The 16,711-nt window shown below is 40.3% G+C and carries 15 protein-coding genes; 12 read left to right on the plus strand and 3 right to left on the minus strand.

Annotated features, from left to right (window positions below; translation table 11 throughout):
- Positions 1-2: 2 nt before the first annotated feature.
- The 5 genes from FN831_RS10210 to FN831_RS10230 all read left to right on the plus strand — a co-directional run bounded on the left by FN831_RS10210 (position 3) and on the right by FN831_RS10230 (position 6,572).
- A complete protein-coding gene (locus tag FN831_RS10210; protein ID WP_142528115.1) occupies positions 3-1,520 on the plus strand; it encodes a RagB/SusD family nutrient uptake outer membrane protein in 1,518 nt (505 codons plus the stop codon).
- A 31-nt stretch (positions 1,521-1,551) separates the two neighbouring features.
- A complete protein-coding gene (locus tag FN831_RS10215) occupies positions 1,552-2,421 on the plus strand; it encodes a PKD domain-containing protein (RefSeq protein ID WP_142528116.1) in 870 nt (289 codons plus the stop codon).
- A gap of 83 nt (positions 2,422-2,504) precedes the next feature.
- On the plus strand, positions 2,505-4,064 hold the full coding sequence (locus tag FN831_RS10220; protein WP_142528117.1) for a hypothetical protein: 1,560 nt from the start codon (positions 2,505-2,507) through the stop codon (positions 4,062-4,064).
- Between the two features lie 15 nt (positions 4,065-4,079).
- Positions 4,080-5,198 (plus strand): acyltransferase family protein, encoded by a 1,119-nt coding sequence (locus FN831_RS10225; protein WP_185960446.1) that lies wholly within the window; start codon positions 4,080-4,082, stop codon positions 5,196-5,198.
- Positions 5,199-5,222: 24 nt separating this feature from the next.
- Positions 5,223-6,572 (plus strand): Gfo/Idh/MocA family protein, encoded by a 1,350-nt coding sequence (locus tag FN831_RS10230; protein WP_142528118.1) that lies wholly within the window; start codon positions 5,223-5,225, stop codon positions 6,570-6,572.
- Between the two features lie 62 nt (positions 6,573-6,634).
- Here FN831_RS10230 and FN831_RS10235 read toward each other — a convergent pair whose 3' ends face one another.
- Positions 6,635-7,570: an endonuclease/exonuclease/phosphatase family protein gene (locus FN831_RS10235; RefSeq protein ID WP_142528119.1), complete on the minus strand. Its 936-nt coding sequence runs from the start codon at positions 7,568-7,570 to the stop codon at positions 6,635-6,637.
- Between the two features lie 266 nt (positions 7,571-7,836).
- Between FN831_RS10235 and FN831_RS10240 the strand changes: the two genes are divergently transcribed.
- Both FN831_RS10240 and FN831_RS10245 read left to right on the plus strand, forming a co-directional pair.
- Positions 7,837-9,339, plus strand: a complete 1,503-nt coding sequence (locus FN831_RS10240; protein WP_142528120.1) for a zinc metalloprotease — start codon at positions 7,837-7,839, stop codon at positions 9,337-9,339.
- 147 nt (positions 9,340-9,486) lie between these two features.
- Positions 9,487-10,101: a hypothetical protein gene (locus FN831_RS10245; protein ID WP_142528121.1), complete on the plus strand. Its 615-nt coding sequence runs from the start codon at positions 9,487-9,489 to the stop codon at positions 10,099-10,101.
- Between the two features lie 72 nt (positions 10,102-10,173).
- On the opposite strand, the gene FN831_RS10250 is transcribed toward FN831_RS10245, so the two are convergent.
- Positions 10,174-11,091, minus strand: coding sequence for an arginase family protein (locus tag FN831_RS10250; RefSeq protein WP_142528122.1), 918 nt, complete (start codon positions 11,089-11,091; stop codon positions 10,174-10,176).
- Positions 11,092-11,585: 494 nt separating this feature from the next.
- Here FN831_RS10250 and FN831_RS10255 point away from each other — a divergent pair, with 494 nt between their 5' ends.
- Positions 11,586-12,092 (plus strand): hypothetical protein, encoded by a 507-nt coding sequence (locus tag FN831_RS10255; protein WP_142528123.1) that lies wholly within the window; start codon positions 11,586-11,588, stop codon positions 12,090-12,092.
- A 59-nt stretch (positions 12,093-12,151) separates the two neighbouring features.
- On the opposite strand, the gene FN831_RS10260 is transcribed toward FN831_RS10255, so the two are convergent.
- A complete protein-coding gene (locus tag FN831_RS10260) occupies positions 12,152-13,042 on the minus strand; it encodes a S41 family peptidase (RefSeq protein WP_185960447.1) in 891 nt (296 codons plus the stop codon).
- A gap of 773 nt (positions 13,043-13,815) precedes the next feature.
- On the opposite strand from FN831_RS10260, the gene FN831_RS10265 reads away from it, so the two are divergent.
- The 4 genes from FN831_RS10265 (at position 13,816) to FN831_RS10280 (ending at position 16,508) form a co-directional block, all read left to right on the plus strand.
- Positions 13,816-14,454 carry an NAD(P)-dependent oxidoreductase gene (locus tag FN831_RS10265; RefSeq protein ID WP_142528125.1) on the plus strand — a complete coding sequence of 213 codons (639 nt, stop codon included), beginning with the start codon at positions 13,816-13,818 and terminating at the stop codon, positions 14,452-14,454.
- Between the two features lie 178 nt (positions 14,455-14,632).
- Positions 14,633-14,863 (plus strand): hypothetical protein, encoded by a 231-nt coding sequence (locus FN831_RS10270; protein WP_142528126.1) that lies wholly within the window; start codon positions 14,633-14,635, stop codon positions 14,861-14,863.
- The gene (locus FN831_RS10275) at positions 14,850-15,242 is read left to right on the plus strand and encodes a type II toxin-antitoxin system VapC family toxin (protein WP_142528127.1); all 393 of its coding nucleotides are present in this window, start codon (positions 14,850-14,852) and stop codon (positions 15,240-15,242) included. Before FN831_RS10270 ends, FN831_RS10275 begins: the two co-directional genes overlap by 14 nt.
- 225 nt (positions 15,243-15,467) lie before the next feature.
- Positions 15,468-16,508 carry a hypothetical protein gene (locus FN831_RS10280; RefSeq protein WP_142528128.1) on the plus strand — a complete coding sequence of 347 codons (1,041 nt, stop codon included), beginning with the start codon at positions 15,468-15,470 and terminating at the stop codon, positions 16,506-16,508.
- Positions 16,509-16,711: the final 203 nt, after the last annotated feature.

Raw genomic sequence — 16,711 nt, forward strand, 5'->3', positions numbered from 1 at the left:
AAATGAAGAATATTGTATCCACATTCGTTCTCTTGTTTTTCATCACATTCAGCAGTTGCAAAAAGCTGGACGTTAGCCCAAGTGACGCCATCAGCACCAATAACCTGGTGACCACAACAGATGGACTGACCAACGCTTTGAACGGGGCCTATTCCTTGTTTAAAGACCATGTCACTTTTAACGGGATTACGGATCAGAACAATATGTATCTGAGGCAGTTCTATCAGCTCTCTGATTTTGCAAGCGATGATATCGTTTGCGGTCAGGTGACCACCGATCCGCTATATTACAGTTTTAGCCTTGACCACTCGCCCTCACAAAGCAATACCCGTTACTACTGGTACATTTCCTATAAGATCATCAATGGCGTAAATACCGTTATCGATGCTGTAGACAAATCGGGCAAAACAGATCCTGTTACGAACCAGTTACTCGGAGAATGTTATTTTTTGCGTGCTTTCTGTCATTTCAATTTAGTGCGTTTGTTTGCCAAACCTTATAGCCTTGACGCGAATTCGCCCGGGATTATCCTGCGTACCAGCCTTAGCGATCCTGCAAAAAAAGCCAGGTCTACCGTTAAAGAAGTGTATGATTCCGTTATTGCTGATGCCGAAAAAGGAGCCGGTTTGATGACCCGGCCGCGAGGTGTCCAATACGCGTCCCAGGTAGCAGCATGGTCTTTACTGGCGCGGCTGAACCTCTATAAAGAAGATAATGCAAAGGCAATAGAATATGCTACGAGGGTGATCAGTTCTGGCAAATTCAGCCTGGCAACCAAAACAACCTATCCGGCGCTTTTTGCCAATGCAGCAACCAGCAGCGAAACGATCTTCTGTATTGCATTTACGGCCCTGGATGATTACGGTAAATTTGGTTCTATCGCTTCTATGATTTATTCAGACGGCAACTCCGGCTGGGGCGAAGAATATGCCTCATCATCATTGCGCAGCGCCATGTCTGCACATCCGGAGGATGTCCGCTGGTCATATATTGTACCGCTGAAAGATGGCAGCGGCGCTGTGCAGAAGAAAAATGGGATTGAAGTATATTATATCAGCAAGTTCTCCTTTCAGGGCGGGCTCCCTAATTTAAGCTCGCCCATAATGTTCAGGATAGCTGAACTATATCTGATCCGTGCCGAGGCGAATGCTAAAATGGGCGCCACTGCCAGCGCGCTGGATGATGTGGACATGATCCGCAAAAACCGCGGTTTGGAAGGATCTCTTTACAATCAGTCTTTACCTCCGGGTAATCAGATTCTGGATATTGTGTTAGCGGAAAAGCGTATAGAAATGGCATTTGAAGGGCACCGGACATATGATGTGTTCCGCAATAAGCAGACTTTGAACAAGGCTTACTGGGGATATCATCTTACGAGTTTGAAAGAGACAGATGTAGATCTGTCCAAAACTCCTGCGGGTTATCCTAACCTGACTGTACCCTATACAAGTCCCAGGATCATCTATTACCTCCCGGTTGATGAGGTTTTAAGTAACCCACTGGCGACACAAAACCCATAATTAATGATCACATCCTGATATATAAACAGATATGAAAAATTTTAAAGCTTATTTGAGCCTGTCAGCAGTCATATTGGCTGGCCTGGGTTTTATCTCCTGTAAAAAAGACAGGAGCGATATAAAGACCGATTTATTATATGATATCACTGTTAACGGCGCAACTGCAACTTTTACGGTAAAAACCGCAGGAGTAACCAATTACCAATGGGATTTTGGCGATGGCCAAACTTCAACGGATGCCAGCCCAACGCATACCTACCCGGGCAAAGGCAAATATGTACCCACCCTGATCGCTGTGGTGGACGGAAAGAAAACCGAAGCATCTGCCGTATTACGGATCAGTAAATTATCACCGGTAAAAATAGATGACCAATCTCTTGATGACTGGGCAGGTGTGACCAAAGATGTTATTCCTTTGGGGCCAAAAAAAGGTGTCTTTAACAATGTAAAACTGGATTATGATGGTAATTACATCTACCTGTACGGAGAGATGACCGGGAAAAGGTCGGATGCTGTTATTTTTGATATTTATCTGGATTCAGATAACAATCCGGCGACAGGGCTTTTAACGGGTACTTTTATCGGTGGTGGTTATGATATCCTGCTGGAAGGCCCGGTGCTGAGCCAGGACCTGGGCATCTTTTACTACAACAGCACCAATCAAAATGATTTTTCGGCATTCACTCCGCAATCAATAACAGAGGCTTACAACCTGGGTACTGTAAAAGAAGAAGGGGGAGTAGTCAGGTTTGAAGTCCGTTTCGCCCGCGGCAAGCTTAAGGGCTTAACGGGCTCTGGTCTTCGCATCGCCTTACAGGCGATTAAGAATGACTGGTCGGCCACCTTAGGCAATGCACCCGATGAGGGGACTTCCAGTTTCTTTTTTGATATGAGTGAATAAGGACTGTCCATATAAATAATTTTTATCATCATAAAGACACGATCTCAGGCAATTAAGCAAATTCAAACCTATTTTAAATTACTATGAAAAAAATCTTCTTAGCAGTGGTCGTGGTGTTCATTCTGAACTCCTGCGCTAAACAAAACGACATCAAAAGTCTTTCTGAAGAAAAATCAAAAACAACTGCGATGTCATCAGTACTGGCATTGAACAGTTATTACGTCAACGGAACCTCAGGAAGTGACAGCAACGATGGCACATCGGCAGCTACCGCGCTCAAAACCATTCAGGCCGCGTTATGGAAAACCGCAGACAGTGCGGGTACAACCATCTACGTAGCGGGAGGAACGTATAAGGAAAGGCTCTACTGGCCGCATTCCGGGGCTTCTGCTGCAGAACCACTTACGCTGACCAATTACAATGGTGAAACGGTAACATTGGATGGCGTTGATGCCACTAATTCTGCCCAGAATGAAATGATTGGTATCGCTAGCAGAAGCCATATCAGGATCAACCATATCAATATTGCCAATAACATCAGGAAGGATGCCAAAGGCATTTACATGGTGGGTGCGGGTACAGATGTACAATTTACCAACTGTAAAATTTACAATATCGGATGGACAGATAATGCCAGTGCACAGCCGTCAAGTACAGACAATGCCAATCCAATGGTAGTGGTAGGATCTTTCGGGGCTTCATATTCCAATATTTATATCGGCTATAATGAAGTCTATAGTTGCAATACGGGCTTTAGTGAGGGGATGACCCTAACCGGTAATGTAGAAAATTTCCTGATCGAAGGTAATATCGTTCATGATATCCGGAATATTGGTATTGACATTTCAGGCCACTATTCATGGGCTAACCCTACACCATCTGTAAATTTTGCGCGTAATGGCAATGTAAAGTATAACACGGTATACCGCTGCGTTTCGCCCATAGCTGTTTCTGCCGGAATTTACGTGGATGGCGGAAAATGGGTAAATGTCGAAGGCAATACCTCCTATGAAAACTCAACCGGTATCAGTGCGGGTTGTGAGAACAGTAATAATACAGCTGAGGGGATAAATATCAGGAGCAATTTTATCTATAATAATGTGGAGGCAGGGATTATCATGGGATCAAATGCAGCCGGCAGCAAAGTGGTCAATTCAAAAATTATAAATAATTCACTGTTCAAAAACTTCTCTAAAACCGGATGGGGAGGGGAAATACACCTGCAGAATGTAGATCAGCTCTCTGTTGTGAACAACATTATCCAGTCGGCAAGCAATATTGTAGTGGTGGCCTCTCTCGGTTATTCTGCCACCAACCTGAGTTTTGATTATAATAATTATTATTCGGCTTCGGGCACTGCAGCGACGATAACTTTTGACTGGGGCGGAATAAATGGCAACACGTATGGTTCTTTTGCAGCTTATAAGGCCGGAACTGGTTTAGATGCCAATTCAACTTACAGCGTACCGTCCTTTATTTCTGCGGCTTTGCCGGTGCCAAACCTTCATCTGACCAGTGCTTCTTCGTGTATCAATGCAGGATTACCATCCTTTACAGCACAACCCGGAGAGCTTGACATTGATAAGGAGGCAAGAGTGAGAAATGGCCGCGTAGACATCGGGGCAGATGAATCAGCTTATTAAAAAACATCTGCAGGCATGAAATATACAGACCATATGGTTGTTCAGGAGCGCGTCATTTCACTGGATGTGATGAGGGGAATGATTATGTTGTTCCTATGTGCAGAGAGCTGTCTTGTATTTACGGCCCTGAACAATCTTGGCCTCCCGGGGCCTGCGATGCTGATGATCGCGCAGTTCTTTCATCATCCCTGGCATGGCCTGCGTTTTTGGGACCTTGTTCAGCCTGCATTTATGTTTATGGCTGGTGCCGCTTTGTATATTTCTTATAGCCGAAAGCTGGTACAGGGCATTACCTTGACTGCCAATCTCAGGCATATCCTTATCCGCAGTTTTAAATTACTATTGTTTGGACTGGGATTACATTGCATATATGCCGGTAAACCGGTTTGGGAGCTATGGAATGTGCTCACCCAGCTTGCATTTACTACCATCATCACCTATCTGTTAATCAATAAGTCTATCACTTTTCAGGTGTTGTTCTCTGTTGTGTTGTTGATCGGGGCTGAGTTAATGTACCGGTATATCAAAATTCCGGGCTTTGACCAGTCCTTTGTGGAGCATCATAATTTTGGTGCTTATATGGATACTGTCCTGATGGGAAAGATCAATCCTGACGGCTGGGTAGCAATTAATTTAATACCAACTGCAGCACATACCATCTGGGGAAGCCTTAGCGGCAGGCTCCTGGTTTCAAACCAATCCCAGTACTCTAAAGTAAAGCTGCTGCTGTTAACAGGTTTTTTGTTATTATTGATTGGTTTTGGATTGGATATCAGCGGCATTACTCCAATTATCAAAAGAATCAGTACCAGTAGTTTTGTGTTTGCCTCCGGCGGCTGGGTATTAATTATCATGGCCGCAGTATACTGGATCGCAGACCTGAAAAAAAACATAAAATATGCCTGGGTATTTTCTGTAATGGGTATGAATGCGATATTTATCTATATTTTTTTTGAAACAGTGGGTATGCAGTGGCTCAATGGAGCGGTAGCTATTTTCACAGGAAAAATGCTTCAGCTCATTTTTGGGTTCCCTGAGCATCCGATGGCTTTGTGTTCTTCGCTTGCGGTCTGGTTTGCAGAGTGGTGGCTTTGCTACTGGCTGTACAGGAAAAAGATCTTTTTTAAAATTTAAACTTATCAACTAAATACATATACTATGCACCGCAGAGAGTTTGTTAGGAATACAGCCGTTGGCCTGGCTGGTTTAACTATTTTACCGTCAGCATCTTTATTTGCGAAGAGTGCCGATCAGATCAGGCTTGGTTATATCGGTGTAGGATTGCGCGGGCGCAGCCACATCGCTGAGGGGCTGCTTCGCAATGATGTTTCCATTGTGGCCATTTGTGATACGCAGGAGAGCTCATTGCAATATTGCCGTGCACAGTTTGTGAAAGCAGGAAAGAAGCTCCCCACTGAATATACAGGAGGGGTTGAGGCCTACAAAAAACTGCTGGAAAGAAAGGATATAGACGCTGTGATTATCGCCACGCCATGGGAATTCCATAAAGAACAGGCCATCGATGCGATGCGTGCAGGCAAATATGTTGGCTGCGAGGTGATCGCCGGAATTACATTAGACGATCACTGGGAAATTTTAAAGGTGTATGAAGAAACGAAAGTACCTTATATGACGCTGGAAAATGTGTGTTACAGAAGGGATGTGCTTGCGGTATTAAACATGGTTAGGAACCAGCTTTTTGGAGAGCTTGTCCATCTGGAAGGTGGTTATCAGCATGACCTCAGGGGCGTACTATTCAATGACGGTAAACATTTTGACGGCAAAGGTGCTGAATTTGGCCCGGGCACCGTTGGTGAAGCACAATGGCGTACCAAATGGAATGCAGAGCGCAACGGAGATATTTACCCTACTCATGGTATCGGCCCGATCATGAATTATGCAGATATCAACAGGGGAAATCAATTTACCAACCTGGTCTCTTTTGCTTCAAAATCCCCCGGGCTCAACCGTTATATTGAGCAGGTGTCGCCCGGTAATAAAAATGCCTCCATCAAGTTTAAAAACGGAGATATTGTAACCACCATGCTGAATTGCGCAAACGGCGAAACGGTGACTTTAACTCATGACACACATTTGCCCAGGCCATATTCCCTGGGGTTCAGGGTACAGGGAACAGCAGGACTGTGGATGGATGTGGCAGACTCCATCTATATCGAAGGGAAATCAAAATCCTACGATCACTGGGACAGCGCAAAGGTATGGACAGAAAAGTATGATCATCCCTTATGGAAGAAATATCAGCACCAGGCAGACGGCGCCGGCCATGGCGGCATGGACTGGTTCGTTTTTAATGCTTTTGTAGAGGCCGTAAAGCAGCGCAGGCAAACACCGATCGACATTTATGATTCTTTAACAATGAGCGTGATTACCCCATTATCTGAGAAATCAATAGCAGAGGGCAATATGCCGCAAAAATTCCCTGATTTTACCAAAGGAAAGTGGAAGCAGCGTAAAAATACTTTTGCACTGGACGACAGTGGATTTTAATTTACTCTGATCATCGTTTTCTGTCTTGCAAAGGATGATCAGAGTTTAAACTGATTCCTATGCTATAATTTCACTACAGCCATTACAGGAAAATGATCTGAAGGTGTGCGTGCCCTGAAATTTTTCAAAGCCACCTCTTTTGGAAAGTTTCCAGAATGGTAAGCTTCTTCGGGATCTTTTAGCGGAGATCTGTAGGTATCAGTGAGCACGCCATACTTTTGAACGGAGAAATCTTTAGTCAAAAATATATGGTCTATACGGTTATCGGTTTTTGTATTCGGGTTGAAGTTGTTGAAAGTACCATTGGTCACATATTTAAACTTCGCCAGGTCATAGCTGTCTTTAAGGATGTTGGAGTTATTGATCACCAGGTAACTTTCATTGTTTTGGTCTACATTAAAGTCGCCTGTTAGAATCGAGGTATGGTCTTTTGCCATGTCTTTTACTTTCTGAAGTATCAGCTTAGCGCTCTCTTTTCTTGCCGTTACACCAACGTGGTCAAAATGTACATTGAAAAAATAGAAGGTTTTTCCGTTTTCTTTAATCTGAAGTTTCACCCAGCTGCATATCCTTGGCAAGACAGCATCCCAGCCTTTGTTTGGTTTTTCTGTATCCTGAGAAAGCCAGAAGTCTCCGGACTCCAGGAGTTTAAACTTTTCTTTACTATAAAAGATCGCAGAAAATTCACCTTCTTTTTTACCATCGTCCCTGCCTATTCCTGAGTACGTATAATCTGGAAGCAGGCCCTTGAGGTCTTCCAACTGATGGTAAAGCCCCTCCTGTGTACCAAAAACATCAAAGCCGTGGAACCTGATCAAACCTGCGATCACCGGCAGCCTTTCTTTCCATCCATCGCCGCGAAGCGCATCTTCTTTATTATTATCATTTCTCAGGTTATAAGTAGCTACATTAAAGGTTTGGGCATAGGTAGCAGGAGCGAGGGTGATTAGCAGAACCCCGATAAAAAGGATCCTGAATAAGTTTTTAATTGTGTTCATTTATTGGGACTGTATGTTTTAATAGTATGATTTTTCCGGATTTTCGGGGATTATTATTTCTCCGCTATTTCCAGGGCATAAAGTAATGAGGTTAAGGTTAAGTTATCCTACAGGTCACCAGATTTTTACTTTATAATCCAATTTTCTTTTAGTATTAATCGGAATGTTTCATTTTTAGTGGCTTAATTATTGCTAAACAATAGCAAGCCAGAATATAAAATAAGTTTTTAAACAGAATCAATTTCTGACATTAACCGCTCTCAAGTATGAGTACAGGAAATATTATAAAAATTTCAAACGGTGTTTTAAAAGAGACTGCAAAAAATGAATACACCGTTTTTGCTGAGACTATAACTTCAAATGCAGGAAAAAAGGTTGTTGAACACTCAACAGACGGAATCGTTTTTGGTGAGCCAATCATACCTTCGAAGCAGATCGATGCAAAGATCATCGTACATTTCAGGCCAAAAGCTGGCTGGAAAGGCGAGGGATACGGCTTCGATTGGTTAAGGCGTGCAGATATTAGCCCTGCAGTGGCGGGTGATGTAAAATATGAAACAATCATCGGTAAGTATTATAGCAAAGCACCACATACGCCTGCAAATATTTACCGGGATATCAACTCTGCCGGACCGGACTTTAGCCTGAATGATGGAAAAGATGTACTGAATGCTGGTCCCTTTCTTTCATTGAAAGCAGAATATAGCAAACATACCATTCCCTGGAGAAACAAGAAAAACAGTTCTGGTGCTGAGATCAGGGACGCCAGTAACAACCCGGTGAAGGAAGAGTATTTTGTCCCCTGGCTGAGCTTATTTCCTGCAACCGTTGGTACTCCTGCAAAGGCAACTACCTATTCCAATACAAAAGCAGTTTTAAGTTTGATTGTTGATATTGAAGAGGATGCAGATTCTTTGGAGTTTGATGATAATCCTAATTTCGTGATCACACCGAAACAGGTAAATGTAAAGGGGAAAGGAATCAAAAGATTGAATGATGCCGTAACCATCGAGTGTAAAAAAGAATTTGCAGCTGATCAGTTAATCACTATACGGAGTATCAAAACGGCAGCTGACGGAAAAAAAACTACTGCCATTGCCGGCAGAATAAATGTGTGGGCGAATTCTCAGAGAAAAAAGAAAAAAATTGTACTGGTAGCGGTAAAAACAAGCATATCTAATGCTTACAGTTCCACTGGTGGTCAGGAGGCACTTTTCAGAAAATTCATGAACCAGGCGCTGGTTAATCCAGAAGTGGCCACAGATATGCTGGATGTAAGTGCACTTCCTGATTTTGCGGCCAAATACGTGAAGGGAGGACAAATAGGTGCCTATTATTCTGATGATTATTCCACATCTCCGGTCACAAGAAATTCACACAAACCAGCTTCCTTTCAGGCAATGGAAGTTTTTCTGAGCGGGTTACTGCCCGCAAAATATAACGGTTATTTCAAAGCGTTTTATCTTAATGACGGAGGAGGCTTTGTGGATACTTCCAATATAGTGCAGGGACTGAACGGGTATTCATCAGGCAATAATGTAGTGCTGTTCCCTACAAAAAATGACGAAACTGCGGCACACGAATTTTTACATTCTCTCGACCTGCCACATACTTTTGTAAATGCAGAGGCTGCACCACAGGCGAAATTTACTTTTGAGATCAAAAAAACAGATAACGTAATGGATTACAGTCATCAGGCGAACATACAACGAACTAATTTATGGCACTGGCAGTGGAAAGTAGCACATGCCGCGGCAGAAAATGAGTAACCACATTGCATATCATCAACTGTCATGAAAAAAAACAAAGGGCCCTTCCGATTCAATATTCTGCTAATTGCTACCTTTTTAATCGGGACTACTTCATTTTGCAGTGGTCAAAAACATCAGATAAACAATAACATAAATTCTAAAAATATGCAGCTCCCAACCGTTTCAGCTGATTTTGAAAAACTTGATTTGACCGGACTGAAGGCTAAAGCCACTAAAAGCCAGGGAATGAAGATCTTACCAGACCGCAAGACGGTAGAAATAGAGGTGTACGATTATCAGTTCCAGGCAGATAATGGAGATATCATCCGGTTCTCTGGTGACAACTATGGAGATTACAGATTAGAGCAGAGGATCAAAGATGCCTATTTTAACCTGGTAAAGATTTATGATCAGAGTGGAAATATCAAAACAAAAGGACTGGAGTTCAATGTGTTTTATGGCACTTTTAAAAAGGGAACCTGGTATAGCTTTAACCCGGATGGGAAGTTAGCTTCGTCCATTGATTACGATACGCCCTTCAAATTCAGTTTCGAACAGCTTGTTCAGTTATTGGGGCAACAACATATACCACTAAAAAAAGGGCCTGTAGCGCAAAACCCCGGATTTCTTACCTCAATCAAGCGCGCTGCTGAGGCAAATCAAACGCCGGTTTGGCAGGTGAGCTGGTTAAAGGCACCGGATAAAATTGAAGATATCGTGATTAGCGGAGTAACGGGGAAAGTGGTGTCCAGCAGGGTCAGGAATTATGTGAATAATTAAGGTCATCTGACTGATCACACATCTTTGCAGTCAAAGCTTGAACACCGTTCTGCTGTTGTAAGGGAATTATGATTATATTCCAATATTGCTGATTGGGGTTGAATTAACTGTGGAGCAAAAATTAGCTACAAAATTTTTCGTGTATATTCCAGTAGGATCCAGTTCGGGATCTAATATTGTAATTTCCAAACCTCTGGCATGATGATCTGATAACAGTAAATTCAGTATTTTATTAAACTGGTGATATTCCAGGCCATTTGGTTGGCGGCTATCGACTGCGGGCATGATCTGATCATTTAAAACATCAACGTCAATATGGATCCAAAAGCCTTTTAAGTTCCTGTCCTTAATCATTTGCAGAAAATCAGAGATGGTTTGTTCAATTCCGATTTTTCTCAGCAGCTTAAGATCGGTATAATTTATATCTGAATCCTCTATCGCTTTAACATACCATTCCTCATAGTCCCTGTTTCCAACACACCAAACATTCTGTTCCTCAAAATAGGGCTTTTGTCCATTTATATTTGTGAGTTTATCATGCCCATAGCCAGTTACAATTGCTAAATCCATTCCTGAAGCACCACCGGTTTGCGATAACGAAGGCCACATAAAATCTGTATGCCCATCCAGAAAAAATAACGCAAATTCTCCCATCTCTTTTAATGCTAATGAATTGCCTATTAAAATGCTGCAATCACCGCCTATGATCATCGGGAACTTGTTCTCCGAAAGCACCTTTTGTAATATTACAGACTGTTCTTTTGCATATTTAATGATTTCGCCTGCATTTCTTACGCCGGAAATTTCATCAAGATCCATACTATAGCCTGGCGGAGCAAGCTTAATCACGCTGCTTGCTTTTAATGATGAATGAAAATGATGCGTTCTCAAAAAATCCGGTAATTTCTTTACACCAGGTTCGTGTCCTGCAAAAGGTTCTTTTAAGCCAAGGTTAGATGGGAATTCCAATATGCAAATATGGTCTTTCATAATGTTGCAGCTAATTTCATCTAATTTAAGGAGAAAAGATTAGGCCACAATGAACAATAAAATCTTGTGTATCATCTAAATGGTTAGATCTTCTTTGGATAAAATTCAATTTTGATGTGACTTCTAAGAACTTTGGACATTCTTCACTAGAAGTTGTCTGAGATGGGAAAATAAATCTTACATCATTTCATTAAGTTTTGAAATGGACCGCCATATTGTTTCAGACCTGATCAACCGAAACTTTTCGACTGATAAAGAACATCTTGTCTGATTCAAACCTGCAACCTTTTCGAATAAGCAGATAGTATTTAGGTGTTTGTTTATATTGTTACACTACTATAATTTAATAACAGTAAATAATTAACTTTTTCTCGGTATTATGTGTGATCTGCATAAAAAAATAAATAAATATCATTACCTTAACGTAATAGCTTGAAACCAAACTCATGCTTTCAGTGATGGTAATATGCGTACACTAAGATAAAACTTAAACTATGAAAAAATTGCTCTTATTATTTCTTGGCTTATCGTTACTCGCCTGCAGCAAAGAAAGAATCGATGGAGGGGTATTAATAGATGTTGGTGTAGGCCTGCATTATATAAACAAGGCAGGCAATCTCTTCGATTCCAGATCCCCGGTCTATAAAGAAAGCGACGTCAAAATTTATAATATAACAGGGGGTAAGGAGGTGCTTTTTTCCCAGGGTAATTTGACTTATTCAGGTGGATTTGATGTCAGGCCGGTAGACTCCCTGGGAACAAACGTAATTTATGTATTCGTGAACCACGAGTTAGAAGGAGGGAAAAATACAGCCAAAACTATTGTGAGGATTGGTAGTGATATTGTTGATACGCTGACCTGTCAGATATCAAAACCAAATTCAGCCTCCAGTATCGTTACCAAAGTCTGGCTTAATGGTAAGTTAAAATGGGATATATCCAATCCAAAGGATCCAGTGGCTGAATTTGGTAAACAAAGGGCTTTTACGATATATAAATAAGCGTCTTATTCCAGCAACGTAAACCGCTTAACAACAGTGACAAGTACAGGTTTCTTGCTTTATTTAGTTAACCATTTGGCCGCAGCCAAAATTTTCCTGTCGTTCTCCAGATCATTGAATTTATCCGGACTGGAAATCGAAATGTCGGGGCGAATGGCTTTGAAATAGGTCTTTCCATTTCTGTCTTTTCCATATCCAACGGACAAATTCAGGAACGCTTCGTCATTTATTTTAAAACCCTGGTTCGCCGTTACATACCCTGCAGTAGAGTTCCCTATGATAATTGTGTTCGGTCTGCCTTTAAATGCAATGATCAGAAATTCTCCTGAACTACCGGTTGCAGGGCTGGTCAACATCACCATTGGCAATCTTGCTGTAGCGGTCCAACATTTAGGAGCGATGCTTGCCAACTTTGTTGTATCGATGTAAAAGTTGTGATCCTTTAGAAACCATTTAGATTCAGTCTTCATGAGAAATGAGCCCACAGCTTCGCGCTGCAGTAGTTGTTCCAGGCCCAATATCATTGGGTACATTGCCCCACCGCCATTAATCCGAAGATCGACAATAATGCCTTTAATATGTTGTGTTAACAAGGAACAAAGACTATCATTAAGGTTTTGCGCAAGCGAATCAAAAGTACTTTTGGATCCACCCGGCATTGAAGGAATTCTCAAATAGCCAATATTATCTTTTAATATTCCAGTTTTAATACCAGATCTTTTATTCCATTCATTTTTAATACTATCTGAAATTGGCGATTCTTTTCTATTATACTTGAAAACACTGTCGCGATAAAAAAAGGCGCCATGAAAATCATCAAGCGACCTGAATAAATACCGTATTACATCGCCAAGTTGATATGGACTTGACAGATTGGCCGCTTTTAACATCACATTTTTCCTGAGTAGTGTCCAATCAACTTTATTTGAATTAACTGAGTTTTTTCTCATGATTGTGATTGTGCTATCAACCAGAAATTTGATCTCCTGATTTTTAAAGTCCTGGCAAAATACCTCCTGGGAACGGAATACCAGGATAAAGCTGATAAACAAAATGATTTTTTGTGGCATCATCATATTTTACTTTAACAGTTTTGTCAAGGGGACGATCGGCAGCAAATTAATAATTAGAGACGAAAGTTCAATCGTAAATTTAAAAAAAATAAGGTCTGTTATTTGAGAGAAAATAAGTAACAATTTGGTCGGAAGAAACACAACATGAAAGTTAGTGGAATACTTTTTGAAGAATCGTAAATAAATCTAAGAAATAGAAGAGTTAATCAAAAAGACGATATGATTAATAATCGATCATTATCAGATTGAACCAAATTTATTCGACCAAATATCTTTCAATGCAAAATGCCTCAATTTGCATTGAGGCATTTCGTGATCCCGCTGGGATTCGAACCTAGTGCTAAAATCAGCTGTTATGTATTTAACAAAAAAATTGAAATAGGTAAATAGTCTTACTAATAAATGTACAATAGTAAAAAAATGATAATCGATTATAAACACTGGTTCCGAATGCTTTCATTATAATTAGCTCTTATCCGATCTTTTCATTTTGTTTTTGTGAGAACACATAATTTTAGATATGTTTGACTCATTAGAATTGTTTTGTAAAATATGACCTTATTACTTGATCGAATATCGATTAAGTAACCGGCCTGAGATAACTTTTTCAGGTCTTTAAATAAATATTGACAAATTTTACAAAAAAAACAATGAATCAGAATAGAAAGATCGCAGTATTGGGCGGTGGCGGCAGGACTGGGAAATACCTCATTACCAAATTAATCGACAAAGGATATTTTGTAAAAATTCTTCTCCGAGATCCGGAAAAGTTCGAAATAAAAAGCTCTTTAATTCAAATAATTCAAGGTGATGCTATAGAAGGCAGTATTATAAGGAGTCTAATCCATGGTTGTGATGCTGTGATTAGTACTATTGGCCAACGTAAAGGCGAACAGTTAATTGCTGAACAAGCAACTAGGAATGTCTTAGATGCTATGCTGCAATTTGGTATAGAGCGGTATATTTTGGTTGCAGGTATTAATATTGACACCCCATTCGATAATAAAGGACCTGAAACAGTCATTGCAACTAATTGGATGAAGACAAACTTTCCTCTAATTCAGGAGGACAGACAAAAAGCGTATAAACTTTTGGTTAAAAGTGATATTAAGTGGACTTTAGTTAGAGTACCTTTTATTTATTTTAATAATGGTGATGGCAATGTGGACATAAATCTAAATGATTGTTTAGGGAATAAAATATATGCAGACAACATTGCCTGGTTCCTGGTTAAACAACTTACTGACGATACCTACATTAATAAAGCTCCATTTATTTATAACTCTTAAAAACAAGTCTGGGTCTGTAAGAGGCCCAGACTTATTTTGGTCATTAACAACTATTGGTTTTCTTAATTGTATGACATCTTCAAGCTTAAAAAAAGAGGGTACCGAATTCCACTAATCGAGGGTATGGTTATTGTAGAAATAATTCTTTATTTTTGTGTTAACACTCAATATCATATCCATGCACTTAGAAACACGTAAACTACATTTGATAGAAGAAATGCTCAAAGTAAAGAGTGAAGCTACTTTATCTGCTTTGGAGAAACTATTAAAGAGTACCAACAGTAAAACAGTTAAGAAAACACCAAGCTTAAAAGATTTTTCTGGAATCTGGTCTAAGGACGAGGCGGAAGAAATGGAACGCATAATTGCACAATCTTGTGAAACAATCCACCCAGATGACTGGAAGTAATCTATTAGATACCAATATCGTTATTGAGTTATTTAAAGGCAATTCTACAATTACAGCGTTTCTTGAAACCTTAGAGGAGGAAATAAACATTCCTTTTGCTGTATTAGGAGAATTATATCTGGGTGCTTACAGATCAGCTAACCCAAAAAAGCACATTAAACAGATCAACTCTTTTCTAGAGAGGTGTAATGTACTTATTGCTGATGATGAAACAGCAAATCACTATGCCTTAATCAAAACTGCCTTGTTGCAAAAAGGTAAGCCAATACCGGAGAATGACATGTGGATAGCTGCAGTATCAAAGCAATTTGACCTAAAGTTACACACCAAGGACAAGCACTTTAAGGAAATAGACGACCTCAATTTACAGAGCTGGTAATTACTGGCTATTCGCTTTTAGATCTTCCTTTAGCAAAATTAAGTATGTTGAATTTCGCACTTCAGCACCCTTGCTTTTTAATTCAGTTTATCGATCGCTTTAAAAAACATTCTAACAAAAATAGGGATGAATGCAGAGCTCAGCCAAATCCAAAAAACACTAACTTTAGATTGATTTGGAGGCAAGAAGTAAGGTAAAACACCAGATCTAAATTGTAAAGACAGGATGATAGAACAAGAAGAGTATACCAAAGAAAATGCGGTAAGGATAGAAATTGATGCCTCGTTCCACTATATCAAATCTGGCCTGCTAATCCTAAAAAAGGAAAAAAATATAAACTACAATCGTCATATTACACTTCAATTGTTAGCATCCGGATTTGAGCGTATCCTTAAAATATTGTTACTATTGAGGCATAAACATTGGAATGGGACATTTCCAGAAACAGAGGGAAAGAAAAACTATTTTTCATCTTTCGGAAACGGACATGCCATTGAAGAATTACTAGAGGCCCTTGTGAAATATTCCAATAAGCAGGAAAGTATGCAGCAGAACCAGATGGTTGTTGAAGGACTGTTGTTTTTAGAATCAGATAAGCAGTTCAGGGAATTTATATCGATTATTACCGAGTTTGCGAAATACGGAAGGTATTATTATGTTGATACCGTTGTTAAGGCAGATCATCAGGGCGTCAATCCATTTGAAAAATTTGAGGATTTTCTGGACAGCTTCTATAACGAATCTGAACAGCGAACGTACCTTGAGGAAGATGAGCTGGCCATTACAAAAGCTATCGGCTGTATAGAAAAGGGGGCTGCAGAAATTGCAAGATTTTTTACGCACGGTCTTGGTGAAATGGGCAAGACATTTTATTCTGATTTTGCAGGATACCTGCTTTTAAAAGATGAGAACCTTGGGAAAATGGAATATGCCGAGAAAAAAGTATCTATCAGCGAGACCTATCAGCCATTAGACAGTCGGTCTGCGAGGTTCCTTGCAGTCAAATTGACCTCCAAGTCAAACTCCTTAGTCGAAGAAAATTATCCCAGCTGGCCTTTTAAGGTAAAAAAAGTCAAGGTTTACTTTGTAGGTGGAATCAACTATCTTGTGGAAATAGACCGTAAAATGTTTGCACTAACTGGCAGGACAGGCCATAATTATAAGGTTCCAGTTTACTTAAAAAGTGACAAGCTAAAACCAAAGGGTTATGCCAATTTCCTTTTGGAAGAAGCACAAAAATTAAATAAAAACCATAAAAATCAGTAAAAAACTATTCCAAAGAACCCTATGAAAAAGTACAGGAGTAATGACAATATCCCAATAGTAGTTTCCAAGTAATTCATCTATAAAAGCAAAAGATAAGTAATCCCCAGGCGGGAGTGTAAAGCGAACTGTGTCAACACCACTTCTTCCTAGGTGGAGGCGGTCAGCCTCCACCTAGGAAGAAGTCGCCGAAGGCTTTAAGTCGT

This window comes from Pedobacter westerhofensis (assembly GCF_900182595.1).
Taxonomy (GTDB): Bacteria; Bacteroidota; Bacteroidia; order Sphingobacteriales; family Sphingobacteriaceae; genus Pedobacter; species Pedobacter westerhofensis.